The sequence below is a fragment of the Streptomyces sp. NPDC001219 genome (assembly GCF_053597915.1).
The window spans coordinates 122,650-146,106 of sequence record NZ_JBSFJF010000014.1; the positions used below are offsets into that span (position 1 = coordinate 122,650).

The window sequence follows — 23,457 nt, forward strand, 5'->3', positions numbered from 1 at the left end:
GCTGCCTCCGAGGGTGGGCTGGCTGGGGGCCAACTTCCTCGCGCGCAACGCCCCAGACCAGGGGAGATACGCCCAGCCACGCGGCAGGGCTGCCCCGCACGGCTGGGGTGGGGCAGCCCTCTCAGTCCTCGCCCAGACTGCTACCCGGTGCCTCCGCCCCGACCGGGAAGAAGCCGAAGCGGTGGTCTTGTGGGTCGCGGGTGAACAGGTACACCTGTGCGTCCCGCGCGATGTCGGCGGGCGGGTCGCTGTTCTCCACGACGATTGCCTGCCCGGCGAAGCGGTGGAACAGGTCGCGGTAGAAGTAGTCGATGACGCTGTCGGGCAGGTTCTCGTCGTCGGTGCGCCGCGTACCGCCGGGCTGGCGGTAGGTGACCAAGGGGGAGTCGAGGATGACGAAGCCGGGGTGGGGGTGTTCCTTGTCCAGGCAGTACTCGGTCAGCGAGACGGCGAACGCGGCATGCAGCACCGCGCGCATTCCCTTGCCGTGGCCGGCGCGGGCACGGTCGCCCACGAACAGCTCCGCGGTGTACTGGTCGTAGGACACGCCGTGCAGACGGATCTGCCAGGCCTCGACGGTGCGCTCGATGGCGCGGTCGAACGCCGCGACAGTACCTGCCGGGATACTGCCTGTGGGGCGGCCGCCGGGGACGGCCCCGTCAGCGACCAGCCCGGCACGGACCTCTTCGAGCTCCTGGATCCGCTGGTGCAGCCCGAGTTCCCTCTCGACCCGGGAGCGGGCCGCCATCGCTTCTGCGGCCTGGCCCTCCACGGGACGCAACTCCTCCTCGATGCGTGCGATTTCGAGGTCGGCCCGGCCGCTCTGTGCCGCGCTTTCCTGCCGCTGTCCGGCGAGCTCCTCGCGCTGTATCCGCAGACCGTCGATGGTCAGGTGAAGGTCGGACAGCAGGTGACGGGTCTTGGTGTTCTCGGCCGTGACTGCCGCGTGGAGGGCGGTCGTCTCCTGCAGGTCGTGCCCCGCCGTCTGGTGCGCGGGGTCTGCGCCGCAGAACACGCACGGGCCCGTGCGGAAGTACCCCAGCAGGCCGCCCGCTTCACTGACCATCGCCAGGCGGGCGAGGTCGGACTCGTACTGGCTCCGCAGCAGCCCGAAGCGTCCGAGCAGGTCGTCGATCTCTGCCAGGCGCTGGTCGTACTGGCCGAGGGTGACGGCGAGTCCCGCTCTGCGGGCCACGGCCTCGGCGTGCCGTGAGGAGATCTCCCGCAGCGACGACGCGATGGTGTCCTGGTATCCGAGAAGGCGCCGCAGCTGCTCCGCCAGCTCGCCCTCGTTGCCTCCTTGCGGGTCGAGCTGGCGCTGCAGGTCGAGGACCAGCTGGTCCAGCAGTCCGATCTTTCCCTTCTGCAGCCGTCGCTGGGCCGCGTTGGGCCGGGCATCGGCCGCCGGTTCGCCGTGTCCGGTCAAGAGCAGCTTCAGCACGGACTTGTGGGCCGTTTGCCCGCTGGTGCCGGTGGAGCGCAGGACCGGCGATACCTTGGACACCATCCGCGTCTCGCTGACCAGGCACAGGTGCAGCAGGTCGCGGAACCCCAGAGCTTTGGTGCCGCCGGTGTCATTCGTCGCGATCAGCGCGTCCTCGAGCCCGAGCCTGTCCAAGAGGTAGCGGGAGACGTTGTTCGAGCCCCTGGTGCTCACGCTCAGCTCGAAGTCCGCAGCCCGGTAGACAAGGTCCCGCACGTCGGCGTTGAAGACGCTGACCCGGCTGGACTGGGGGCCCCGGACGAGGGTGACGACGCTGCTGTCGGGGAGCTCCAAGCCGAGCAGGATCTGCGAGTACCCCTCGGCCTCGGGGATCAGGCTGAGCTTGCGCGCCCCCAGCATGTAGTCGATGGCCTCGGTAACGAACGACTTTCCGGTATCCGAGGCGCCGTAGATCACGGTCAACTTCGGGTCGAAGGCGACCTGCGCCCTCTCCCGGTCGGCGCCGGCGAAAGTCAGGTGCAGAAGCCGGATGCTAGGCATGGTCACTTCCCGGGGCAGGCGGTTGTGAGTCGAAGTCGCGGGCCCACCGGTCGGTGATGGCCCGTGTCGCAGCGCGGACGTCAAGCTGGGGCGTCGACTGGGCGGCGACTACCCATGTCGCCCTGTCCCTCAACGCGCCGACGTAGGGCGCCTCGAGGATGTCGATGAACCCAGGGCCCTCCTCGCTCGCCCGGTACAGCAGGCCGTCCGCGGTGGGCTCCACGTCGGCCAGCCCGGCCCGCATCAGCACGAGCAGGCCTTGCTCCACCAGGTGCCGCCTCATCGCGAGTTCCCCCGGCCCGGCTGGCAGCGAGGGGTGGAGGCTGGGCGGGCCGTCCAGTTCGCCGCTGTGCAGCATGACGTGGTCCAGGTACACCAGCCGGGCCACGTCCAGCGGCTCGGGGAACGCCGCCGTGAGCAGGACCAGGGTGCGCATGCCGACCTCGAGAGGGCTGTTCAGGGGGTTCACAGCTCCTCCTGGACCCACGTGAGGCGGTCGTCGTTGGCGAGCTGGTGGCAGATGCCCTTGCGGTCGTCCGGGTCCACCACCTGCAGCAGCACGTTGGTTCCCAGCTCCATGATCCTGGCGGCCGCGAGCACGGCCTTGAGCCGCTCGTAGCCGGTTTCGAAGTCGTCCTCCTCGACTTCCGCGACCCCGCTGTACACGGCGTTCTGCAAGGACTCGAACGTGCCTGGGGGGACGCTGTCCCGCGCAAAGATGCGCAGCTGCTCGGCGCGGTAGAAGCCCTCTCGCTGCCTTTGCAGGTTCCGTCCCGCCTTCGGGTGCGCGTGTGCCGCATCCGGTGAGGGAGGGCAGCCCCACTTCTCGTAGTAGACGTCGAGGAGCTGCTGGATGTAGCGGGCTTCCTCAGGCGCGTGCTCGGCGGGGGCCGGGAGGCGGGCCGGCCTGTTGGGAAGAGGGGCGCCGAACCGTCTGACGTGGTGGGGGGTGGTGGCGTGCTGTTTAAGGATGGTGTCGAGGTTGCCAGCCTCGAACCTCGAGAAGTCCGACCGCCGGGCGAGGTCCAAGGCCCGCTCCAAAGAGCCCTCGCGGTACTCCTGGGCGAGCTTCGCCGCGTTCTTCTTCGCCCAGTCGAAGAATCCTGAGCAGAGAGCCGACGGTTTCGCCAGGAGCTGGACGAAGGAGGCGCCGACCTTCGGCGCGATGAAGACGTACCGCTCAGGCAGCACCCGGTACTGCCGCTCCGCGACCGCGGAATGGATCTTGAGGATCTCCGGGTACGCGGTGGCCGCTCCGATCGCCTTGTCGTAGTGCTTGCACTGGAAGCAGTGCCAGGGGCCGTCGGTCTTCCTCTGGGTCAGGAAGGCGGCGATGTCCGCGCCACGGTCGTTGGACCCCCCCATGCGTACCACGTCCACGTACTCGGCCTCCTTGAGCGCGATTACCCACTCGTAGATGAACTCCTCCCAGTCGTCGGCCGAGTGGTGCACAAGGATCTGCTTGGGCGTCAGCGTGGGCGGCATGGCCATCATGGGGGAGACCACTGTCACTGGGGTCTGCGACGGTTTCGGCAGCTCGGAAAAAAGAGGCTCAGCGTGGAACGCGGACGACCACCCCGACGTGCTCATTGATCCCCCGGTCGCGCATCAAGTGGAACCCCAAACCAAGACGTTCCTATCACCATCTCCACACCATGGACAGAGGGGACTCAGCCAGACACCGCCACGACGGCGCCGCCTCCGGCCTCCACCCACCGGATGCTGCGACAGGAACAGGAACAGGAACAGGAACGGGTGCCCGGAGCCGACGGCCGTTGACCCGGCCCTGACCACCGTGTGCCTGGCGCCTTCGCTGAGAGCCCCCGTGGCTTCTGCCGTGCCCTGTGCAGGGCTGCCGTGCGGGGGAGCGGCCCCGTTCCTCCCAGTGCTGAACCGCCCCCGGCCACGCGACGCTGACCAGGTCGCACACCGGGCCGGCCCGCCCAGCCCAGCCCAGCCCTTCAACCGCGCATCTGCAGGCTGGAGCCTGTGCGGCATGATGTCCCGCATGGTCCCCCCGGTCGACTCCCCCCTCTCCCTCCGCCCCGCGCTGCGCCCGGACCAGGTGCAGGGGCTGGGGGCCGCGGCCCGGCACCTGCGCCGCCCGAACACCCGAGCCCTGTATGTGGCGGCGACGGGGACGGGCAAGACGCTGGTGTCGATCCGGGCTGCGGACGAACTCGCCGCGCGCTTGGTTCTGGTGGTCGTACCCACGCTGGACCTGGCCGCGCAGACCGCGCTTGCATGGCGCCGGGACGGGCACCTGGAGCACATGGTGATCGTGTCCTCGATGGACGCCGCAAGCCATGACGTCCTGGCCGCCCGCAGGGTCGGCTCGACCAGCAGCCCCGAGGCGCTGGCCGCGCTCATGTCGGTCGTGGGGGACAGGGACGATCAGGTCCCCGCCCTGACGGTGATCTGCACCTACGACTCCCTCGACAAGATCGAGGCGACACAGCACACCCGCTACACCGTGCCGCCCTTCGATCTCGCGATCATGGACGAGGCACACCGCATCGCCGGCCGCGCAGACAAGAAGTGGGCCGTCATCAACGACGGCAGCCGCATCCACGCAGACCGCCGCCTCTACATGACCGCCACCCCGCGCAGCTTCGCCGCCCCCGACCTCACCGACTCCGCGAGCACCGCCCGCCGCCGGCCGCGCACGACCCCCGAGCCGGACGCGGACGCGGCGGCGAACAGCATGGACAACGAAGCCGTCTACGGAAAGAAGGTCTTCGAGTACCCCCTAGCGCAGGCCATCGCCGACGACGTGGCCGCGGACTACCGCATCGTGGTCCCCACCGTCACCGACACCGAGCTCCGCGCCCGCCTCAACCTCCCCGCCCCCGGCACAGCCACAAGCTTTGGTTCGGAACCCGAGGATGCGCTGCGCACCACCGCACTCCACCTCGCCGTCCTGAACGCCATGGCGAAGCACTCCATGCGTCGGGTCTTGGTCTTCTTCAACCTCGTCGAAGACTCCATCCGCTTCGCCCGCGAACTGCCCCACACCCTGCGCCGCCTCCGTAAAGCCGACCCTGCCTGCTTCCCTGGCCTTGACCCAGACGTCTTCTTCGTCCACGGCGACCACACTGCCGACGAACGCTCCGATATCTTCGCCCGGTTCGCCGCCTCACCGTGCGCGATCCTCACCAACGCCAAGGTGATCGCCGAAGGCATCGACATCCCCAGCGTCGACGCCGTCGTCTTCGCCGACCCCACCAGCAGCATCATCCGCTGCGTCCAGGGCCTCGGCCGCGCCCTGCGCCTGGACGTCTCCGGCAAGACCGCCAGCCTCATCGTCCCCGTCTACATCCCGCCCAGGGACGACCCCGAGAACATCCTCGGCACCGCCTACGAACCCGTCTGGGCCATCACCACCGCCTTGGCCAGCCACGACCACCGCATCCTCGAACGCCTCCCCAACAAGACCAACCGCCTCACCACCGAGACCAGCCGCCTCATCCAGCACCGCTGGCACTTCGACTACACGACCCACCCCGAATGCATCGCCCGCGCCATGGACCTCATCGCGTTCAACCCCCACGGTGCCCTCACCCGGACCCGCCGCGAAGGCCTGGTCTCCGCCCAGGCGTTCCACGACACCTACGGCCACCTCGACGTCCCCGCCGACCACACCGACCCGGCAGGCTTTGAACTCGGCCGCTTCATCACCACCATGCGCGACGCGTACACCGCCGGCCGCCTGGAAGCGGACTGGATCGCCGAACTCGACGCCCTGAACATGATCTGGGACAAGCACGCCGCCGCCTGGCGCGCCCGTCTGACCGCGGCTGGCGACTACCACGCCGTCCACGGCCATCTGGCTGCCCCCGCCACCACCAAAATCGGCGCCTGGCTCGCCGAACAACGCCACCTCGCCACCAAAGACCAGCTGGACCCGGCACGGGCCGCCGACCTAGCCGCACTCGATCCCCACTGGCGCCTGCCCCACGGCGCGGACTGGCACCGCAAGTACCACCTGCTCCACGGCCATCTCACTGCCGGCCACGACCCGGCTGCCCTCTCCCACGACACCCTGCTCGGCACGGTGAAGATCGGCGCCTGGCTGCACCGCCAGCTCACCACCTGGCACACCCTCCACCCCGACCAGCAGCGACTCCTGTCCGGCCTCGGCCTGACCCACGACAACAACCCGCTGGCCCCTACCCGCCGTACCCGCCGCACCTTTGAACAGACTGTCCAACTCCTGGAACTCTTCCTCCATCGCGAATGCCGCGCCCCCACCGCCCGCGAGTCGATCCGCGTCGACGGCGAAACCGTCAGAATCGGAGCCTGGCTCGCCAAGGCCCGCACCAAACACCGCGCCGACCAACTCCCCGACGAGCACGCCCGCCTGGTCGCCGGCCTGTTCGACGGCGACTGGACCGAAGACACCGCCGCTCCCACCACCCTGGCCTGACGCACACATACGCAAGTCCACGCCTACGCGGCCAGCCCCACGAGGGCACAGGGGTGGGGTGGCGGACCCGCGCAACGTGCGAGGGAGCGCGGGACCGCCAGCCGCGCTGCCTGTCACAGCGGGCTGTCCGCTGACGGTATGCAGGGCGTGGCGCCCTTGCACGGCACCGGCGCCCAGGAGCCGCCAGTCGAGCGACGGCGGACTGCCGCAGGCGGTGCCACCGGCCACCGTGGGAGCGGCACGAGGCGTACGTGCTCGCTCTGCCCTCTGTTGTCATCGCGGTCATCGACCGCGACCGTCACCCCGTCCGCATTCGCATCGGTACCTGCCACTGCACCGACCACCAGCAGCGCGGTCCCCGCCTCGACACGACGATCTTCATCATCCGTTCGTAAGCGGGTTTCGTCCCTGGGCCCCGACTACGCGGATGGGGCCCGCCTCACTGCCCAGTGTGCCCTCCAACGACCGGGAGAGGAGACTCTGTTGAACGTACGCATCGTGAGTGCGTACCTCACAAGCATCGCGGTGCTGTCGGCTGCCGGTGAGCGCGGCGATCCGGCCGACGGGCACTGCGAAGGCTGGTGAACGCTGGCGGGGGAGGGCTCCACCCGGCCGGTGAACCGCGGCATCGCCTCCGAGGCTGCACACCGGATGGATCGGAGCCGGCATCGAATGTGCTGGTCGACCGAGCCGACGCCAATTGACCGCCGCCGCACCCCAAAGGATGTACGAGCTTTCGGATCGGTCCTGCTTGCGGCGATGATCTGCTGAGCATGGCCGCAAGTGCGGTGCCCCGACTCCTGGGAGATCGTTTCAGTGCCTGACCTGCCTGCCCCGAGCTCGACGGGCGTCCGTATCGCCGGTGACCGTTACCAGTGGCTGGTGGCCTGGCAGGGGTGCGTCACCGCGGTGCGGGACGCGGCGTTGCACGCACCGAACCCGGTCGTAGCGGTCGGCGTCGAGGTCGACGGCGTAGGGAACGTGGATGATGTCGTCCTGTACCGAAAGACGCCGCCACACACCTACATGCAGGTCAAGTACGCCGCGGACAGTTCCACCCCGGTCAACGAGGACTACCTGCTCAAGCTCAGCGATCAGGGTGGCCCGTCGATCCTACGGAAGCTGGCGCAGGCCTGGCAGCAGCTCACCGAGGACAACACTCCGGTCGATCTTGCCCTGCTGAGCAACCGGTCCCCGGACGCCGAGGACCCGCTCATCTCGCTTCGGGATTCCCGCACCCAACTGCTCGTGCCCAAGGCAGCGCAGCAGGGACGGAGATCGAAGAAGGGGCAGGCCCGCGGACGTTGGGCCGAGGGAGCTGGTCTAAGCGAGGAGGAGCTGCTGGGTCTGTTGAAGGTGCTGCGCTTCGACTTGGCGCGGGACGTGATGCACCTGCACGAGCACCTGCGGATGCTGATGGTTGCCACAGGGCTGCGCTTCGACGAGGAGGCGATGCACGCCGGAGCGGACTGGGTGGCGCGGCAAGTCGCAGACGGACAACGCCAGTTGTCCCTTGCGGATGTCAAGGAGGCGATCCGGTCTCTGCGCCTGGAAGTCGGCTCCTCCGGTGCAGTGGTGTCCGTCGCCACCGCTGGGCGAGCTTCAGTAGCGACTACCTCGAACATTGTCGAGGTCCTCGCCTGCACCGTAGAGTGGATTAACGCGCCGCTCCTTCCATTCCCTTCGAAGCTTCGACTCAGGGAACTCGTCGAGGATGCCCTTGGGGAGGTAGATCAGGGAAACTTTTCGTACCATCGCCGGGATAGCGATACGGATGGCACGCTCCTTGTGTTCTTTGCCGCGAAGGAGGAGGTGCCGTCTCTGGCCCAGCTGCTCCTGCGAAGGTTTGACGACCTGATCCGGCGAGATTGGGCTGAGAATGAATACAGAAACATCCGTCCCCAGATTCGGATATTTATGCACTTCGGCCTCTGTCGGTCCGATAGCAACGGTGAATGTACCGGAGCGCTTTTCGATGAGATGGAGGCGCAGCGAGTGAGCATGACGCTTCAGGATGCGTTGAACACTGACGATATTGGCGTTATAGCCTGCATGAGCGATTCCGCATTCTTGGAAAATGCCGACCCAGTAAGACAAAATTTCGGCGAATGGGTTAGCTGTGTAAATCTTGCGGGGGATGCGACTCCCATGAAAATCTGGTTCAGGGCCGTGCCACCCCGCGCCGCCCCTAAGTGCCTCCTCATCGCCTCCCTTACTGCAAGCGGCGACTTTGAAATTGTCGAGGAAGCCGTTGCGCAGATGGAGTCAAGTCTTGAATCTCTTCAGGGGGACATTCCGCAAGGCTTGGGGAAAGTAGGGATCGAAGTCGGCAAATGGTCGAAGGGTGGGATCTCGGTTGCGGTATTGTCAGAAAATTCAGCAAGCTTCCTCGTTGGATACCTGCTGCCGCTTATGGCGAAGCGCCTGCTCATGTTGGGAAATAAGAGGGCGATTGATATTCGCATGCACGCAGGTGTTCATACAGTGAAGGACAGGGTTCAAGAGGATGACTCCTCTTTTGTTGTTGCGGCACGGCTGGCGAAATGGGCCCAGAAAGTGCGCGCAGGAATCCAGGAGTCAGGTTCGACGACAGTATGTCTGGTGTCTACCTATGCCCGTTCCTCCGCTCCAGATAATCTAATGGACTTCGTCGACCCCACGAGGTACACACCGCTACCTCAGGAGGGACTTGAAGATTCAGTCGATGCCTGGCTGTATGTTCCCTACGAGCCGAAGTTTTAGGGCCGCCAGACGTGGAGCAGCGCGTTCGCGCCCAACCGCAGGGACTCGACCAGCCCGACGTCGAGCACCCAGGGCTGTCCCCACCCGTCGCCGCCGCTGAAGAACGCCGTCAGCTCCACGCCCACCCCCGTCGTGATCCTTCAGGACATCGTCGGCCGTCGACGACGCGGCCACCAGAGGCCGTACGCCCAAGGTCCGTTCGTCGCCTTTCTCGCCGCCGCGCGTGCCCGTACGCGGTGGACGGTCTGGCCGAAGCAGCCGCCCGCTGCGCTTCGTCAGCCGGTGAGGTTGCCCGCTTCCTCACTTGTCGTCGCGGTCCATGGCTGGAGCACGGCACCGCGCGCCCAGGCCCGCGGAAGCGGCCATGCCTGATGCGACCCGTGTGTGAACGACCGGGCCGATCCGTCAGGGCTGGAGCAGATCCGCGACGGCGAACTGGTGGGTGAGATCCAGCAGCAGCTGTTTCGCGGCTTCGGCGCGACGTTGCGGGAGGGCGGCGAGATCGTTGAGCGGGGCCTCGGTCGTGACGAAGGTGGCGGCCTGAGTGGGGATGCTGAAGCCGAGTGTGAGGCTGCCGTCGATCTGTTCGTCGTACTGTCCATCCCGGTCGGCCAGGGCCACAGGGCCGTTGCTGACGATCTGCGCGCGGATCTGGAGGGTGCCATCCGCTCCACGAGAGCCAGCATGCAAGGCGGCGGCCGTCACCAGGTCACACACAGCGCTTTCCATAGAGAACTGTGGCAGCAGTGCGGGACCGTGCTGGATGGTGGAGCTCGCGTTCAGTGCACCGCCGAAGGACCCGTCCTGGTGGAGTTCGATGTGGGCGCGGATGCTCTCGCCGGTGTACGGATAGTGTTCGGTGAAGATCGAACGCCGCAGTCCCACCTCGGGGTTGAGGTTCGTCAGTTTCGCGCGGAGCAGGCTCTCACCGCTGGGGAGGGCCTCCCGGATTTCGGTCATCACCGGGTCCGCGGCATATGGAGTGACCGACGATGCCGTTTCCAGGGGCGCCGGCACGGACGGTACTGATGAAGGCGCGGGCGCAGTTCGTCGTGCAGGCGCTGCAGATGGGACTGTGCGTCCTGCCGCAGGGAGAACCGCCGTCCGTAGGCGGCCTCGAGTTCGGATTCGCCCAGCCAGACCGTGTCGGTGCCGACCCGTTTCGGGTACCGCCAGGACTCCTTGTCCCAGGCCACCAGGTGCGGGGCTTCCGGGCTGCGGGGAACCTCGACCACTACGGCCGAACGCCCGGAAGCGGTGGGCAGCGGCACGGCGTAGACCCTGAGGGCGGGGACGAACGGACGTACGAGTGAGGTCGCCACCTTTCGGAATTTGTCGACGAGGCTTCTGGCGCGGTCATTCTCCACGCCCACGAGCTCATCGGCGTGGTCGGCGCCGTCCTCTCCCTCGCCGGTGATGATGAGCCCGCCGCGTGCGTTGGCCAGCGCGGCGAAATCCTTGGCGTTCTCCCGGTTGTCCTTCACATCGCCGGCGTCCCGCTTCCAGTCGAGATCCTCCGCCTCGCCCAGGCCGATCGACACGGCCTGGGCGAGCATCTCGGCGGTCACAGGACCGGGCGGTGAGCCGACGGAACGATGAAGCGACGTGTAGGCCATGCCTGAACCCTAGAGCGTCGTACGCCCCCTGACGGCTGGCGCCCGAGCGCCGGGAGAATGCCTGACAGGCCGTACAGCCCGATCCCGGGCATGCGGAATGGCCGTACTGCCTGAGCACGGCGAAAGCTCTGCAATCCTTTTTTACTTCACTCCTTGCGTCAAATAAGAACCGTGAATTACGTGTGGGCAATTCACTCCCGGCACGGCATTTTGAGTCTGTCCGGCAGCCTTTGATGCAGCGTCGAGTGCCAGTAGGCCCGCAAGTCAGGCAGATGGTCCCGCACCGGAAAGAGGCGTTCCGGCAAGGCCAGGAACGCTGCGTCTGCGCTGCCTGTGGACCACTTCGACTCCTCCTGCTGTGCCACACACAGCACGGCGGCCGGGACCGGCAACCGGATGTTCCCCTCCGTACCAATGCTGTCGCCCAGCGGCGGGGGAGTACTCCAGGCGAGAGCAGGGCGGTCCGGCGCGGTGAGCGTGGCGGAACACGGCAGGATGACGAGGAAGAGGAGCTCCGGCTCCGGGGCGGGCATCAGGCAGGCCCTCTTCAGTTTCGCCAACCAGCCTCTGTACCGCGTGACCCTTTCCTCGTCCCACGCAGCCTCGGCCACGTCCACGGTCATTGTGCACTTGAGCTGCAGGAACCAATAATGCTGTGACGCGTTGCCTGCCCGAGGCGCCCGGGCTTCCAGCACTGCCGCGCTGGACCCGTCGGCGGTCATAAGGTCCAGCTCGAACCGCTCGTGCCAGGTCTCATGGTGCTGCTGCCAACCGGTGTCATCGCGGGGGACGAACCAGACTTCGTTCTCCTCGCCGGCCAGCGCCCCGTCGGGCTCCCGCCCGTCAGCAGGGGCCCGCTGGAGCTGGTCGTCCGCTGAGTCCGCGCCGGATTCCGCGTCTTCTGGCACGTCGCGGGAATCGCCCTCCTGTAGCTCGTCGGCCCCGGCCGGTTCTTCCCCGTCCGGGGCCTCGGTCACGGAAGCCACCTGAGCCCACCGCTCCTCCAGTTCCTCATCGGAGTACGAGGGGAACGGATTGCCGCCATCGCGGAAGGCGCGGAACTCCCTCAGGACAGCGAGACCGCATTCAGGCTCCTCGGGCCGGGAACCGTCGCCGAAGTACAGCTCCGCCATGGTCATGCTCTCGGCTGCGTCCGGGTGCTCGTTCGTCACCGCTGCTCCTCTCTGTCCTGCTGGACGATTTGGGTGACCCGGCTCATCCATCTATGCCGGCGTACCCGTTCGTTGACCTCCGTGAGGCCGAGTTCGAGTGCGCACTCCTGGGGTGTGAGCCCGTCGAGAACGAGGGAAGCGTGCTTCCGGTCCCGCGGACTCAACTGCTGGATCACGAGGTGGACCCGTTTGCGGTCTTCCTGCTCGGCGAACGACTCTTCTGGTTGTACGAGTCCGGTGTCCGGCAGGTCCTGAGTGACGGCGGTATCGCAGGCGACTTCGTGCTGCAGGCGCCGGGCCTCCGACCTCAGGTGGTCCTTCGCTCGCCACTGCACACGGGCTCCCATGAAGGCACCCAGCCGGTCCAGCGCATCCCCGCCCTCCCCCCACCCCTGTGCGGCGGCCTCGCGAAAGGCCGTCATGACGACGTCTTCGCTGTCCCCTCTGGGGAGGGAGAAACGGCTCTGTACGAAGCCCACCCACAGGCCGAAGTTCTCCAGGAAGTAGCCCTTGAGGAGCTGACTCGAACTCTGCGGCGCCTGGTCCTGCGGCTTCGCGCTCGACCCCTCATAGCTCACGTCTCCGGCTCCCGTAGTCGTTCTCGGCCCGGCAGAGACCAGACCTTCGCGGCTGGGCGCGATTCGCCCGGTACCTCGACGACGCCCGCCGACGTTCCGTTACATCCCGGCGTCCAGATTTTTCATCGGGGAGAAGGAGCTGACGTAAAGGCTGCCCCGGAGCGGTGCACGGGCCGACGAGCCGGGCCCCCTCACCTGCACCTACAGCGCCGTCTGTAACGAAGGCCGCTCGGGCAACGTCGGCACCGCGCTGGTCCACGGGGCCGGAGCACATAGAGGAGAAACATGAAGCTGTTGGTGCTGATCGCTCTCGGGCTGGTCGGGGGCGTGGCATGGATGGGGATCCACCGGGCTCGCGCGGAGGACCTGATGCCGCTTGTCCGGACATCGGTGGTCGCCCTGTCGGTCCTGACGCTCGGAGCCGTTGCCGTACTCGCTTCCGACCCGGCGGACGTTCCGTCACTCGTGCGCACCGTCTTCGCCGCACTGCGCTGATGCCAAGGAGCAAAGGAGCCATCGTTGGCTATGTCGCACCAGCCGCCCTCACCCCCGACACCCTCCTGGCCGGAGTCACGGGTGGCCGCGGCCCGGGATCGGGAGTCGGCCAACACGGCAGTCTGTGCGGCGTAGTGGCTGCGCCCCGCTACCGGCAGGGCCGCACCTGCGGTACAGGCCCCGGTACCACTACGCCGGTATGTCCATTCCACTCACACGGGCGGCGCCCCACGCAAAGCGCTGACTGCGCCCCGCCCTGTGCCGCGTCTTCTCGCGTCGGTCGCCCTCGCCGAGGAGGACCCCTCACTCCGTGAGGGCCCGGCACCGCCACACGCCCCGCCCCGCCGCTGTCCCGGCCCCGGATACCCCCGGCAACACCCCCGGCCCGGCAGACGGCGGGAGAGCGGACGCAGCGCTGCTGGGCTCGGATCCGTCCGTGCGGGCGCTGGGACGCCTGCTCGAGTACGCCGCACACCAGGCCCGCACGCAAGGAGAGATGCCCGCCGACGTCCTTGAGATAGTGTCCGGCGCGCTCGCCGCGCGCGAAGACCAGGACGCGGTGGCCATCGCGATCGGGGTGCGCCTGCCCGCCCTACACCGGTACGCCCCCGCCTTCACCGCCGCACACCGCACCGTGCTGTACGGTCTTGCCCCCGGCAGGCCCACATCAGTCGCCTCCTGGCTGTGCTGGGGAGCGTTCGACCGAGAGGTCACCAGATTTCCTTCAGCCCGGCACGCCGTACCGTCGACGGCACCGTCCTGGGTGGTCGTCGGCCACTGGACCGTGTGCCCCCGCCCGGGCGCACGGCTGCGATGCCACTGGTCACGCCGACCACTCCAGACCCGCCGGTCAACCGGTTGAAGTGGAGCTTGCGGGGTGCGTCCTTACTGGTCAACGCTTTCGTCGACTTCGTCGAAGATGCTCTGCAGGGCTTCGACAGCACGGTGGTGTCCGGCTGCCGAGAGTTCGCTGGCCACTCCCTGGACGACGAAGGCATCGCCGGCGTCGATCACTGTGCGCGCGAGAGCCGTTCCGAGGCCGACCGTGTCTGGCCGTTGCAGCCGATGCCACAGCAGGAACTGAAGTGGCCCCACAGAACGGCCGCGGTCCCGGGCGGTGAAAGCGAGTTCGTCGGCCTTGGCGTGCTCCCCCTGCTCCTCGGCCCGCATCATGGGAGCACTGGTCTCGCCCGCCTCGATCGCCTCCGCATACAGGCGGCGGGCCCCCTCGATGTCCCCTTCCTCGAGATGCAACTCGATCAGCTCCTGGTAGCAGTCCACGAGCCCGGCGTCGATCGCCTTGCGGAAGTAGATCTTGGCCTGCGTGAGATTGCCTGCCCGCTTATAGCGGTAGGCCAGCCGGGAGTAGGCGTAGATGTCCCCGCTCTCCGCGGGCCGTGCGATCCGTTCGGTCCACTCGGCGGCCTCGTCGAACAGCCCGTCCTCGGCGAGCAGGAACACGAGGTCCTGCATGGCGTCGTCGTCACCGGTCTCGGCACCCTGCCGGAACCACCGCTCGGCCTCCGTCCGTCGACTGAACTCCAGGTGATAGCGCCCGACGTGTACGAAGGCATCCGGGTGGCCCTGATCTGCCAGCTCACGCCAGATGGCCGCGGCCCGCTCGTGCTCCCCAAGCTGGTCAAGGTGGTGTGCTTCCTGGCGCTGGTAGAAGTAGGCGAGGACGGGATTGCGCTGGAGTTGCCCCGATGCTCGCTGCTCACTGATCGTGGCCAGAGCGTTCTCCGCGCGTGCCCTGTCAGCCTCCTGCCCCAACACATAGGAGGAGCCGCGGTCGTACAGACCGAACGGGTCCCTGCCGTCTGAGACCGAAGCGGACAGACGTACCCGTCCTCGCTCGTACGCGGATGTGGCGAGGGCCTGGCGGTCCTCGTCCGTGTAGGCATGCTGCAGGGCGGCTGCCCAGAACTCCGCGGGCGGGCAGTCGTGGCGGAGTTCGTAGCGGCCGATTTCGAAGAGATAGCCGGATAGCTGGTAGAGCGGCTGGTCCGGTGGGGGAGTGCCGGGCCTGGGCTGGACCGGGCTCAGGGGGCCGGGGACGCCCCGGCACGGGGCGGAAAGGTACTCCAGGGCGCTCTCGAACCGCCCAGGGCGAGCGTGTTCATTCCAGATGTGGTCAGGGGTGAGAGAAGCCGCAGTTGCTTCCAGCCCGGGCAGGGGCAGCATCGGGCCGTGGCCGAGGCGGCGCAACTGCACCGCGGCGATGACGAGATACCGGGCCATCGGGGTGGCGTGCTCGACGCGCTCCAGGAGTGCCGGCACGCCCGCGAGGTACTGGGTGAGCCGCCTGTCAATGGCGACCGCGGAGGCCTCGGCGACACGCGGGTCGGCTTGTGCCGCCTCCTCAAGGGCCGCGGGATCACAGATGAATTGGTCCGGGATCCGCGCGCGGACGCCGGCTCCGGTGAGCAGGGCCCGGGCCTGGGGGTAATCATCGCGGGGCGCAGAAGTGGCGGTGAGGCGGGCCCAGTCCTCTGGGTGGGCGGTCGCGAGCGCGAGGACGGGACCGCGCTCATGTGTGCGCAGCAGTTCACGCAAGCCGGCAGCGACACGCTCGCCGACGGCCGGGTCGCTGGTCAGCAGATAGTGCTGGACCTCGTTGAGCCAGAGCACGGTGTGCGACCCGACCTCTGCCAGGCCCGCGAGCACCGCATCGGTGTGGCTTGGTGCGATCGGATGCCACAAGCGCCACTCGTCCGGCAGAAGTTGGACCGCCTCCCAGCAGGCTCGGGTCTTCCCGGTGGAAGAACCACCAATCAAGGTCACCAACGCGCTGCGCCCCTCCAAGGCGCCGAGAACCGTTTCACGCAGCAGCGCATCGTGTTCGCGTTCCACGTACAGCGGCAACACCGGCAAAGGGTCGGAGCCGTCATCGCCGGAGACGTCGATCGCCCGCTGGACCTCCAGATCGAATGGATCACGGAGTTCACGCACCAATTGCCCTGGCCGCTCACGAGCGTCGCCCCGAGCCTGGTGGCCAGCCGCGTGCCGTCCTGTGCTCGGCTGTCGGCGACGGAGCTGGCGATCTTGTCCTCGCCCCTGCACAGCGTCCTGGCGCAGCTCCAGTAACGGCCTCCCCTCCGTGTTCAGCGCCTGGGCGAGGGCCACCAGCGTGGCCTCGGACGGCACCACCTTGCCACCCAGTGCCTGGCTGACCGTTGTCCGCCCCAACCTGGTCTGCGCCACCAGCCCCTTTACCTGCAGACCACGCTGCGCCCTGAGCGTGCGCAGCCGCAGCCCGAGCTCCGACAACGGATCTTCGTGCACGTTCCCCACGTCCTGCCCACTCCGTCCCTCGGGCGCCCGTTTTCATTCAACTTTGTTCGGCCCGAACCCCGCTGAACACCGGAACTGCGAAATTCACCGAGGTCACCACCGTCCGATCAGCTCGGGAAGAAGACATGACCTCACCCACACACCTGATGCTCCTGGCCCTACTCCTGGCGGTCCTCACGCTCTTCTGCACACTCGTAGGAGCAGCGGCCGGCCTGCTTGCTCGGATCGACGGAGCAACCTATGCAGCTGTACTGCTGCGCGGTGCCGTAGCCTTCGCAGGCAGTGCCACCCTGTCCCTGGCACTGCTGACCTTCGCGATCACGGCCGGGCGGCTTTGACGGCCGGGCTTCGCCTCCGCGGCGCCTCCGCAGTTCCCAGCCCCGGGGAAGCTGCCAGGCAACCGTCAACTTGCCGACTCCATGTAGACCGCCAGGGACTCGGCGAACTGCCCGGGGGAGGAGCTGACGGCGATGACGTGGTCCAGGAAGGGGAACATGCCCCGCTCGTCGATCCGCTGCCGCAGCGCGGCCTGCGCCGGTGTGTCCGGCATGAGCAGCCCGTAGAACCCGCGCAGACCGAGCAGCACCGTCCGCGCCCGCACGAGTTCCTCATCACGGGCCCGCCCCATCACACCCACCGCTCCAACAGCCCCCAGTCCACCGGCGGCCCCTCGCCCCGCTCGGCCGCCCCCAGCATCTGCGCCCAGTCCTCGACCGTCAGACCGAACATGCCGAACGACTCGGCCAGCGCGTCCGCCCCGAACTCCCGCACCCGTCGCCAAGTCGCTTAGCGGCGGATGGTGAGGGCTGCCAGGCCCGCTGGTCCGCCGAAGGCGATCGCAGGGTCGGTGGTGTCTGGCATGCTGCCGTCGGGCAGGGTGCAGAGAGAAGTGAGGGGCGTGCCGGTGACCACCCGCATGAGCTCTTCCCCGGTCCACGGGTTCCAGAGGCGCACGGTGGTGTCGCTCAAGCCCGCAGTGGCGAGGAGCGGCTGCGGCGAGGTGGGGGTGGGCGGCAGAAGGCCGATTGCGGAGACCGGGCCGTGGTGCCCCTCGAGGACGGGATACGCCTCCGTCCGAGGAGCGTCCGGGGACCAGAGCCGGACGCAGCCGTCGCTGCCGCCGGTGACCAGCAGTGAACTGCCGTCCTCCGCAGGGCAGACTGCGAGCGAAGGGACGGGGCCCATGCGGCCGGGCAGGCGCAGGTGCGACGGCGCACCGACGTGGCTGAACCTCACGGTACGGCCGCTAGAGAAGGCCACGAGCGGGCCCGTCTCGCTCGGCAGAGCCGCGAGGGCGCGCACAGCCGCGTCCTCGCGGACGGGCTCCCAGCGTTGCTCGCCGCTGGCGAGATCATGGAAGCAGATGCTTCCCGCGCTCGTGCCGCTGACCAGGACGACGTCGTCGGCACCGGAGAGGGAGAGCGTGGTGAGAGAGCGCACGCTCGCCGCCTGCCAACTCTGGTCCACCGGAGGGGACTGCCAGCCGCGCTGCTCGTCCCAACGGCCGATCACGCCGTTCTTCAGGCCGATGACGACGGACGCTGACCCGTCCGACCAGACGTGGGTGGCCAGGGCGGTCAACGTGTCGCAGTGCCATTCCGTGGGCCACGTCAGCTGCTGGGGACGCCGCCGCGTACGCCGCAGCTGCCCCCTCGCCGCCGATCGGATGCTGACAGCACCTGAGCGGGCGGGCGTCAGCAGGCTGGGGCCGCCGTCCGATCCGGGGAACACGGCTAGGAGGGAGCCGTCTCCCGACGCCTCCAGATCGAGTTCCGGCTCCGACGTGCGCCCGGCGGGGTTCCAGATCCGGACCGTCTGGTCCAACGATGCGGACACCACGAAAGGCATCCGCTGTCCCGTATCGACCGCGACCACGGCCTTGACCCTTCCCGTGTGGTCGGGCGGGAATGTGTACACCTCTTCCCCCGTGGCCGGATCCCAGAGGCTCACGGGCCCCCCTTCAGCGCCGCCGAGTGCCAGCAGTGCTCCGAAATCTGGATGGGGGTAGGGCCTGAGGGAGGCCGCCGACTGCGGGATGCGCGCTGCCTTGTTCTCCTTGCCGGTGAGCGCGTCGTAGGTGCGCACGCTGCGCGTCGTGCTCGAAGCCGCGGCGAGCCGGGGACGGCCCTGCTGGTCGAAGTACAGGGCGAGCGCGACCACTCCCCTGCCCTGCCCGTGCACCACGGTGACGACGTCGAGCGATTCGGCGTCGAAGACCTCGAACGTGCTGTTCCTGCCGCCCACGGCGAGCAGCGTCCTGCCCGAGGGGAGCTGCAACGTCGCCAACGCCTTGACTGAGGGGCCCATCACACCGTCGAGGGGCCTGAGGGGCAGGACCAGTGTCTCCTCGTCGAAGGGATCACAGATGATCAGTCCCGCGTCGGTTCCGACGGCCAGCCGGACCCGTCCGGTTCTGGTCCTGAAGGCGGCGAGGGCGAACACGGCTCCTGTTACCGGGAGCCGGGCCGCATCGCCGCTCTGCGGGTCGTAGATCCAGACGCCGTGGGCGGTGCCCACCGCGAGCAAAGGGCTCTCCGTGGGGGCGGTCAGCACGGCCAGGGCGCGTACGTACGGGGCCGGCCGGAAGGGCAGGCCGAACTCCGTTCCCGTGCGCGGGTCCCACACGCGCACCTCACCACCCTGGTCGCCCGCCGCGACGAGCGGGCTGCCGTCCGGAAGAGTGAAGGACACCAGCGAGGCGAGAGGGCTCGACATACGTGCCAAGAGGTTGTCGGGCACCCGCAGTTGGCTCCACCGCGGTGTGATGTCAGAGCGGTAGCGGGGTAGGGGCCGTGTCGCGACCATGTTCCCGGCGGCACCACGCCCGACAGCCGTGCCCAGGAGGGACAGGCGGAGGCTGTCGGCCCGGGCCGCCGCTCCTGCATCGCCCAGAAACGCTTCGATACGGGCCCACGCGGCGAGGCACGCGGCACCAGTGTGGAAGTCGGCGGGCAGTCCAAGGACTGCCCGGACCGTGCTGCTCGTCTCCCATGGCAGGAAACGCCAGGGGACGTGCAGGTCGTCGACCAGCCCGGCGGCGGCGACGTGCGCGATGAGGTGGCGTCGTAGGTACGGGTGTGGGGGCTGGTCCGGTGCCGGAGGGATCAGCTCTCCGAAAGCCCATACGAGTTGCGCGTGCGTGGCGGTGATCGAGATCTCGGGGAAACGCTCCGCCGGGTCCGTGTCCGGGAGACCGAGTAGGAACTGCGGTGAGTACCGGAGGGTTTCGCTGATCCGTTCGTGGATCGGCCGGTACACGGTCCGCTCGTCCTCGACCGCGGTGGTCAGGTAGCCGTTGAGACGACTGGCCATCACTTGGCGGATGACCGCGTCCGGGTCGGCCACGGGGGTCAGGCACAGCGCCCGCACCGCGGCGGGCCAGATGTCGGCCCAGGGCAGTCCCGCCCCCTGCCCGAAGGCGGACGTCCGCAACACGGTCATCAGGTGTTCGGCTGGGGTGTCGTGCCAGCGGGCCACCTCACCGAGGTCCTCGCGAAGGAGCGCCTCGGTCCCCTTGCGTAGGGTCCGGCGCCACGGAGGGTCGTCGGGGCTCGGCAGAATACGCATCGAGCGAAGTCGCTCGGCGGCGATCCGGGCGTCCAGGAAGGACGGGGACACCTCTTCGGCGACCGCTGCGGCCAGCGAGCGGTGCTGGTACCGGAGCTGGGGCTGGGCGGGGTCCAGCCCCAGGAGCTCCGGCCGCCCTTCCTCGGCGCCGCCTTGGCCTTCGTACGGGGCCTGGAGCAGCGCGCGGACGTACGCGGCGATGTCGCCCATGGTCGCCTCGACGTCGTCCGTGCGAATCAGGTTCCCGGAGTGAGTGGCCCGGATGAGAAGCCCGAGCAGGTCGGTGGAAGGGGCTGTGGGGGTTGAGGTGGAGGAGCGCCGCGCTTCGCTCTCGGCGACCGTCGTGTACTTCCTGGGGCTGCGGACGCCCAGAAGCAGCCGGACCGCAGGACGTCCGTCCGTTTCCATGCGCAGTTGGGTGAGGGGGCGGAGCAGGTCGGTGATGACGCGCGTCGGGTTTCTGGCCTCGTCGATGCCGTCGACCACGAGGGTCAGGGGCCGTCCCCGCAGCAGGGCGAGCTCCCCTACGAGCTTGCACAGGGCCACCACTGGACCCTCGTCCAGGGGCTTCGCCGGCCCGCTGGATGCCGTCCGGGTACGTGCCGTACGCGCCGTGCCGAAGTCGCTCGGGGAGCCGCCGAGCGCCTCGTACAGGGTCTGGGCGAGTTCGTCCGGATCGGAGTTGCGAGCGAGGACGGCCGCGTCCACCGACCCCACCGGGACGTCGAGTTCCTCGGGGATGTCGGCGATGAGCGGACCGTAGTGCGGGTCCGCGCGGAAACGGGCGTCGCTGAGGGTCACTATGCGGGCCAGGAGGGCGGACTTCCCCGAGCCGGCCTCGCCGGTGACGATGAGTACGTTCTCGGTGCCGACCAGGAACGCGAGCACCCGCTTGACCAGCTCGGTGCGCCCAGTGAAGTACCAGCCGGGGTCGCCGGCTCCCGGCTGACCGGCGGCGCGTGAGATCCAGTACGTGTCCAGCTCGGTCCGGGTCCACCCGACCTGGCTGAGGGAGGCACCGAGTACGGGTTCGACGGCCGTGTAGCTGGGGTTCGGAAGGCAGGGGCTCGGCTGTTGGTGCGCCCTCTGGACTGCGGCGGACGGGGTCGGCCAGATCTCGTGGACGTCGGCCATGGTCTTCGCGTCGAACACCGCGCCGACGATGCCCTTCCAGTCTTGCCAGCTGAGGTGGGACCCGGCGTAGCCGTTGGCCCGGTCCGCGCAGTGCTCGTGGGCGGCCCGGAGCAGGTTGGTGAACTGACCGAGCCGGGGTCTGCTCTCGTCGTTCCCGGCCGCGAGTACGACGAGCGAGCCGAGCGAGCGGCGCTCCTCTCGGAGCGCCTTCAGGTTGGCCTTGAGCTCGGTTTCGAGCCGGCCGGAGAAACAGGAGTCGACCATCACAAAGACGTGCGTGGCCCGGGAGTCCAGCACGGTCGCGATCAGTTCGGCGGTCGAGAAGGCAGTGCTGAGCGGCCGGTCCTCGTAGGAGTCGGGCAAGCGCAGGAAGTGCTGCGGGGAGTTGGCAGGGGCCAGACCGTGGCCGGTGACGTAGACAACGAGGGCTTCGTCGTCGTCTACCTCGGCGAGTTCCTCGTCCAGGAGGAACTCGCGCAGGTCCCTCAGGTTACGGAGCTGCTTGGGCCGGGCGGGGGCGAAGCGGCGCCCGTCGTCGAGGCCGGGATCGGCCCACCAGCCCTCTACGACGGTCACCTGCGCCGAGACGCCCGTGCTGAACTCCTGCTGCTGTGCCGGGGTCCCGTCGCCGTACTCGGTGACGGCTATGACGAGGAGGCGACGGGCGTACGTGCCGGTGACCGGGTCGCGCGTCATGGCCGACCGCCCACCACTGCGCGGGCCACCGGCTCGCTGCGGAGGTAGCGCACGGCGCTGTGAGGGTCGCCCACGCCGTTGCGGACCGCGGCATCGACCAGCCCCGGCGCCACCCGGCGCAGCCCGGCGCCGCCGGTGACCACGTCGTCCGGGTCGTAGACGTTGATCCACCGGACGTGCTCGGGCAGACGCAGGTGGTCGCCGTCCTCGATCTTCATGAGTCGCCGCACCGAGGGGATACCCAGTGGGGAACCACAGGTGATGAGGGTGTGGACGGCGGGCCCGGGCACATCTCCGGGAGTCCGGCCCCCGGCGTCGTCCTCGTGGCGGAACAGGTCGTAGGCGATGACGCTGCCGAGCGAATGGCCGATGACCACGGAGGTGGTCGGGGTGACGTGGTCCCGGACGAGTGCGCGGACCTTGACGGCCAGGGCCGGCTCCGTCAGATAGGAGCGGACTTCCCGCATCCGCTGGACGAAGAACCGCCCGCCGCCGCCGGGGAAGCGGTGGTCATAGGCCATCAGCAGTCGGGTGATCCGGGGCGGCCAGAGCTTCGGCGGGCCCAGTACGGCCAGCGGCTGTTCCTCGGCGTAGGCCAGGTCCTGCGGCCCGACGACGTCACCGAGAGCCTCCGCTACGAACTGTTCCTCCGCCGGTGTCATCGACGCGCCGTAGAGGTCGTCCTGCGGCCCCAACTGATCCGTGCCCTTGGCGAGCAGGGAAGTCCAGTGTGGCATGCGGAGCGTGGCCAGGCGGTCGGGCTGGTCAGTGAACTCCTTGATGCCGCGCCCGAGCGCCTTCCCCCAGTCCCGGGTCAACTGCTCCTCTGAGGTCCTGGACTGCCCGATCCCGTGCACCCCGACGATCTCCGCTGCCTGCATCGTTCCCCACTCCGCCTGGCCCGTTGCGTGCCGGCATCCATCGACCATTGGCACACGGTCCGGGTTTCCGGGTCGTCGGCCGGATCATGATTGTGCTGTATCTGGACAGGACTTGTCGCCTCTTCGGCTTGGCCCAGGACCCCGACGGCGGCCCCGCCTTTCTGCTGGCCACGCTGCCCTCCAATGACCCCACGCAGATCCGCCCTGTTCTGCTGCGGATCACCGGGCACCGCCCCGCTGCTCTCCGCTTGGCACCCGCCCCGACGACGTACCGCTATGACGTGGTGAACCAGACGGCGCGCGGCGAGCGCGAGGACTGCGCGCTGGAGCCTCGCCCCTTTGCTCTGCTCGGGGAGGGCAGGCCGAGGTGTTCCCGGCCACGCACAAACTGACTCCAACTGACACCGCATCACCCACCCGGACACACCACAGCCTCGTCCACCGCAATCAACGAAAGGAGGCACCCACCCCGAATCCGGATTCACCAAAACTTCCGAGCAGAAGGAAACAGACGGCCTCAGGCCTTCCGAGCCCCCTGCCCTATAGCCAGCCGCCCGCGAATGCGGGCCGGGCCGGGAGCGTAGCGGACGGCCCCCAAGGCTCCTTCCAGGAGCGAAGCGACGAAGGAGGAGCCGGCTCGGGGCGTAAGCGGAGAGCCGGAAGGGCACCAGCCCAACCTCCGGATTCAGCGAAAGTTTTGACGGAAGGAAACACGGCTCGGAGTGCAGCGCAGAGCCAACTCCTCGCGCCGCGAGGAGTTTCACTCCGTCGCCCGCGCGCAGCGCGGGGCTTCACTTCCAACTCCCCCGCGCAGCGGGGGAGTTGCTCTGGGTCCAGCGTGCAATGGTTGCCGGGCTGAGCTCTGCTTAGGG

At 68.5% G+C, this 23,457-nt stretch carries 19 protein-coding genes; 6 read left to right on the top strand and 13 right to left on the bottom strand.

The genetic code is table 11. The features are described from left to right. Nucleotides 1-121: 121 nt before the first annotated feature. From ACWC9R_RS12040 to ACWC9R_RS12050, 3 genes are read right to left on the bottom strand one after another with little or no spacing between them, the layout of a single operon-like run. Nucleotides 122-1,984 (bottom strand): hypothetical protein, encoded by a 1,863-nt coding sequence (locus ACWC9R_RS12040; RefSeq protein ID WP_450730829.1) that lies wholly within the window; start codon nucleotides 1,982-1,984, stop codon nucleotides 122-124. Further along, complete coding sequence (locus tag ACWC9R_RS12045; RefSeq protein WP_450730830.1) at nucleotides 1,977-2,453, bottom strand: ABC-three component system middle component 2; 477 nt, start codon at nucleotides 2,451-2,453, stop codon at nucleotides 1,977-1,979. The genes ACWC9R_RS12040 and ACWC9R_RS12045 overlap by 8 nt, the downstream gene beginning before the upstream one ends. Then, nucleotides 2,450-3,469: an ABC-three component system protein gene (locus ACWC9R_RS12050; RefSeq protein ID WP_450730831.1), complete on the bottom strand. Its 1,020-nt coding sequence runs from the start codon at nucleotides 3,467-3,469 to the stop codon at nucleotides 2,450-2,452. Before ACWC9R_RS12050 ends, ACWC9R_RS12045 begins: the two co-directional genes overlap by 4 nt. 523 nt (nucleotides 3,470-3,992) lie before the next feature. On the opposite strand from ACWC9R_RS12050, the gene ACWC9R_RS12055 reads away from it, so the two are divergent. From ACWC9R_RS12055 to ACWC9R_RS12065, 3 genes are all read left to right on the top strand, one after another. Next, entirely contained in the window at nucleotides 3,993-6,410 is a 2,418-nt protein-coding gene (locus ACWC9R_RS12055; RefSeq protein WP_450730832.1) for a Helicase associated domain protein, read from the top strand. A 251-nt stretch (nucleotides 6,411-6,661) separates the two neighbouring features. After that, entirely contained in the window at nucleotides 6,662-6,805 is a 144-nt protein-coding gene (locus ACWC9R_RS12060; protein ID WP_450730833.1) for a hypothetical protein, read from the top strand. 421 nt (nucleotides 6,806-7,226) lie between these two features. After that, on the top strand, nucleotides 7,227-9,152 hold the full coding sequence (locus ACWC9R_RS12065) for a hypothetical protein (protein ID WP_450730834.1): 1,926 nt from the start codon (nucleotides 7,227-7,229) through the stop codon (nucleotides 9,150-9,152). Here the strand turns inward: ACWC9R_RS12065 and ACWC9R_RS12070 are convergent. The 5 genes from ACWC9R_RS12070 to ACWC9R_RS12090 form a co-directional block, all read right to left on the bottom strand. Beyond that, a complete protein-coding gene (locus ACWC9R_RS12070; protein ID WP_450730835.1) occupies nucleotides 9,149-9,277 on the bottom strand; it encodes a hypothetical protein in 129 nt (42 codons plus the stop codon). The two genes, ACWC9R_RS12065 and ACWC9R_RS12070, sit on opposite strands and share 4 nt — an antisense overlap. Before the next feature lie 280 nt (nucleotides 9,278-9,557). Then, entirely contained in the window at nucleotides 9,558-10,112 is a 555-nt protein-coding gene (locus tag ACWC9R_RS12075; protein WP_450730837.1) for a hypothetical protein, read from the bottom strand. Continuing rightward, nucleotides 10,112-10,768, bottom strand: coding sequence for an AlbA family DNA-binding domain-containing protein (locus ACWC9R_RS12080; RefSeq protein ID WP_450730838.1), 657 nt, complete (start codon nucleotides 10,766-10,768; stop codon nucleotides 10,112-10,114). The genes ACWC9R_RS12075 and ACWC9R_RS12080 overlap by 1 nt, the downstream gene beginning before the upstream one ends. 191 nt (nucleotides 10,769-10,959) lie before the next feature. Then, nucleotides 10,960-11,940, bottom strand: coding sequence for a hypothetical protein (locus ACWC9R_RS12085; protein WP_450730839.1), 981 nt, complete (start codon nucleotides 11,938-11,940; stop codon nucleotides 10,960-10,962). After that, nucleotides 11,937-12,518, bottom strand: coding sequence for an RNA polymerase sigma factor (locus ACWC9R_RS12090; protein WP_450730841.1), 582 nt, complete (start codon nucleotides 12,516-12,518; stop codon nucleotides 11,937-11,939). The genes ACWC9R_RS12085 and ACWC9R_RS12090 overlap by 4 nt, the downstream gene beginning before the upstream one ends. A 285-nt stretch (nucleotides 12,519-12,803) precedes the next feature. Between ACWC9R_RS12090 and ACWC9R_RS12095 the strand changes: the two genes are divergently transcribed. Then, the gene (locus ACWC9R_RS12095) at nucleotides 12,804-13,013 is read left to right on the top strand and encodes a hypothetical protein (protein WP_450730842.1); all 210 of its coding nucleotides are present in this window, start codon (nucleotides 12,804-12,806) and stop codon (nucleotides 13,011-13,013) included. An 885-nt stretch (nucleotides 13,014-13,898) separates the two neighbouring features. On the opposite strand, the gene ACWC9R_RS12100 is transcribed toward ACWC9R_RS12095, so the two are convergent. Next, a complete protein-coding gene (locus ACWC9R_RS12100) occupies nucleotides 13,899-16,307 on the bottom strand; it encodes a helix-turn-helix domain-containing protein (protein WP_450730844.1) in 2,409 nt (802 codons plus the stop codon). A 125-nt stretch (nucleotides 16,308-16,432) separates the two neighbouring features. Here ACWC9R_RS12100 and ACWC9R_RS12105 point away from each other — a divergent pair, with 125 nt between their 5' ends. Continuing rightward, nucleotides 16,433-16,645, top strand: coding sequence for a hypothetical protein (locus ACWC9R_RS12105; protein WP_450730845.1), 213 nt, complete (start codon nucleotides 16,433-16,435; stop codon nucleotides 16,643-16,645). A 65-nt stretch (nucleotides 16,646-16,710) separates the two neighbouring features. Here ACWC9R_RS12105 and ACWC9R_RS12110 read toward each other — a convergent pair whose 3' ends face one another. The 4 genes from ACWC9R_RS12110 to ACWC9R_RS12125 are packed head-to-tail and all read right to left on the bottom strand — an operon-like array spanning nucleotide 16,711 to nucleotide 22,585. Continuing rightward, complete coding sequence (locus tag ACWC9R_RS12110; protein ID WP_450730847.1) at nucleotides 16,711-16,935, bottom strand: hypothetical protein; 225 nt, start codon at nucleotides 16,933-16,935, stop codon at nucleotides 16,711-16,713. Next, nucleotides 16,935-17,078 carry a hypothetical protein gene (locus tag ACWC9R_RS12115; protein WP_450730849.1) on the bottom strand — a complete coding sequence of 48 codons (144 nt, stop codon included), beginning with the start codon at nucleotides 17,076-17,078 and terminating at the stop codon, nucleotides 16,935-16,937. The genes ACWC9R_RS12110 and ACWC9R_RS12115 overlap by 1 nt, the downstream gene beginning before the upstream one ends. A 15-nt stretch (nucleotides 17,079-17,093) precedes the next feature. Beyond that, nucleotides 17,094-21,704 carry an AAA family ATPase gene (locus ACWC9R_RS12120; RefSeq protein WP_450730851.1) on the bottom strand — a complete coding sequence of 1,537 codons (4,611 nt, stop codon included), beginning with the start codon at nucleotides 21,702-21,704 and terminating at the stop codon, nucleotides 17,094-17,096. Next, a complete protein-coding gene (locus ACWC9R_RS12125) occupies nucleotides 21,701-22,585 on the bottom strand; it encodes a hypothetical protein (RefSeq protein WP_450730853.1) in 885 nt (294 codons plus the stop codon). The genes ACWC9R_RS12120 and ACWC9R_RS12125 overlap by 4 nt, the downstream gene beginning before the upstream one ends. Nucleotides 22,586-22,713: 128 nt before the next feature. On the opposite strand from ACWC9R_RS12125, the gene ACWC9R_RS12130 reads away from it, so the two are divergent. Next, on the top strand, nucleotides 22,714-22,977 hold the full coding sequence (locus ACWC9R_RS12130) for a hypothetical protein (RefSeq protein WP_450730855.1): 264 nt from the start codon (nucleotides 22,714-22,716) through the stop codon (nucleotides 22,975-22,977). Nucleotides 22,978-23,457 lie beyond the last annotated feature (480 nt).

Bases quoted from the DNA above. Each gene is read 5' to 3' on its own strand.
- ACWC9R_RS12040 (WP_450730829.1), bottom strand. From the start codon at position 1,984: ATGCCTAGCATCCGGCTTCTGCACCTGACTTTCGCCGGCGCCGACCGG.
- ACWC9R_RS12050 (WP_450730831.1), bottom strand. From the start codon at position 3,469: ATGCCGCCCACGCTGACGCCCAAGCAGATCCTTGTGCACCACTCGGCC.
- ACWC9R_RS12055 (WP_450730832.1), top strand. From the start codon at position 3,993: ATGGTCCCCCCGGTCGACTCCCCCCTCTCCCTCCGCCCCGCGCTGCGC.
- ACWC9R_RS12075 (WP_450730837.1), bottom strand. From the start codon at position 10,112: ATGACCGAAATCCGGGAGGCCCTCCCCAGCGGTGAGAGCCTGCTCCGC.
- ACWC9R_RS12080 (WP_450730838.1), bottom strand. From the start codon at position 10,768: ATGGCCTACACGTCGCTTCATCGTTCCGTCGGCTCACCGCCCGGTCCT.
- ACWC9R_RS12095 (WP_450730842.1), top strand. From the start codon at position 12,804: ATGAAGCTGTTGGTGCTGATCGCTCTCGGGCTGGTCGGGGGCGTGGCA.
- ACWC9R_RS12105 (WP_450730845.1), top strand. From the start codon at position 16,433: ATGACCTCACCCACACACCTGATGCTCCTGGCCCTACTCCTGGCGGTC.
- ACWC9R_RS12110 (WP_450730847.1), bottom strand. From the start codon at position 16,935: ATGGGGCGGGCCCGTGATGAGGAACTCGTGCGGGCGCGGACGGTGCTG.
- ACWC9R_RS12120 (WP_450730851.1), bottom strand. From the start codon at position 21,704: ATGACGCGCGACCCGGTCACCGGCACGTACGCCCGTCGCCTCCTCGTC.
- ACWC9R_RS12125 (WP_450730853.1), bottom strand. From the start codon at position 22,585: ATGCAGGCAGCGGAGATCGTCGGGGTGCACGGGATCGGGCAGTCCAGG.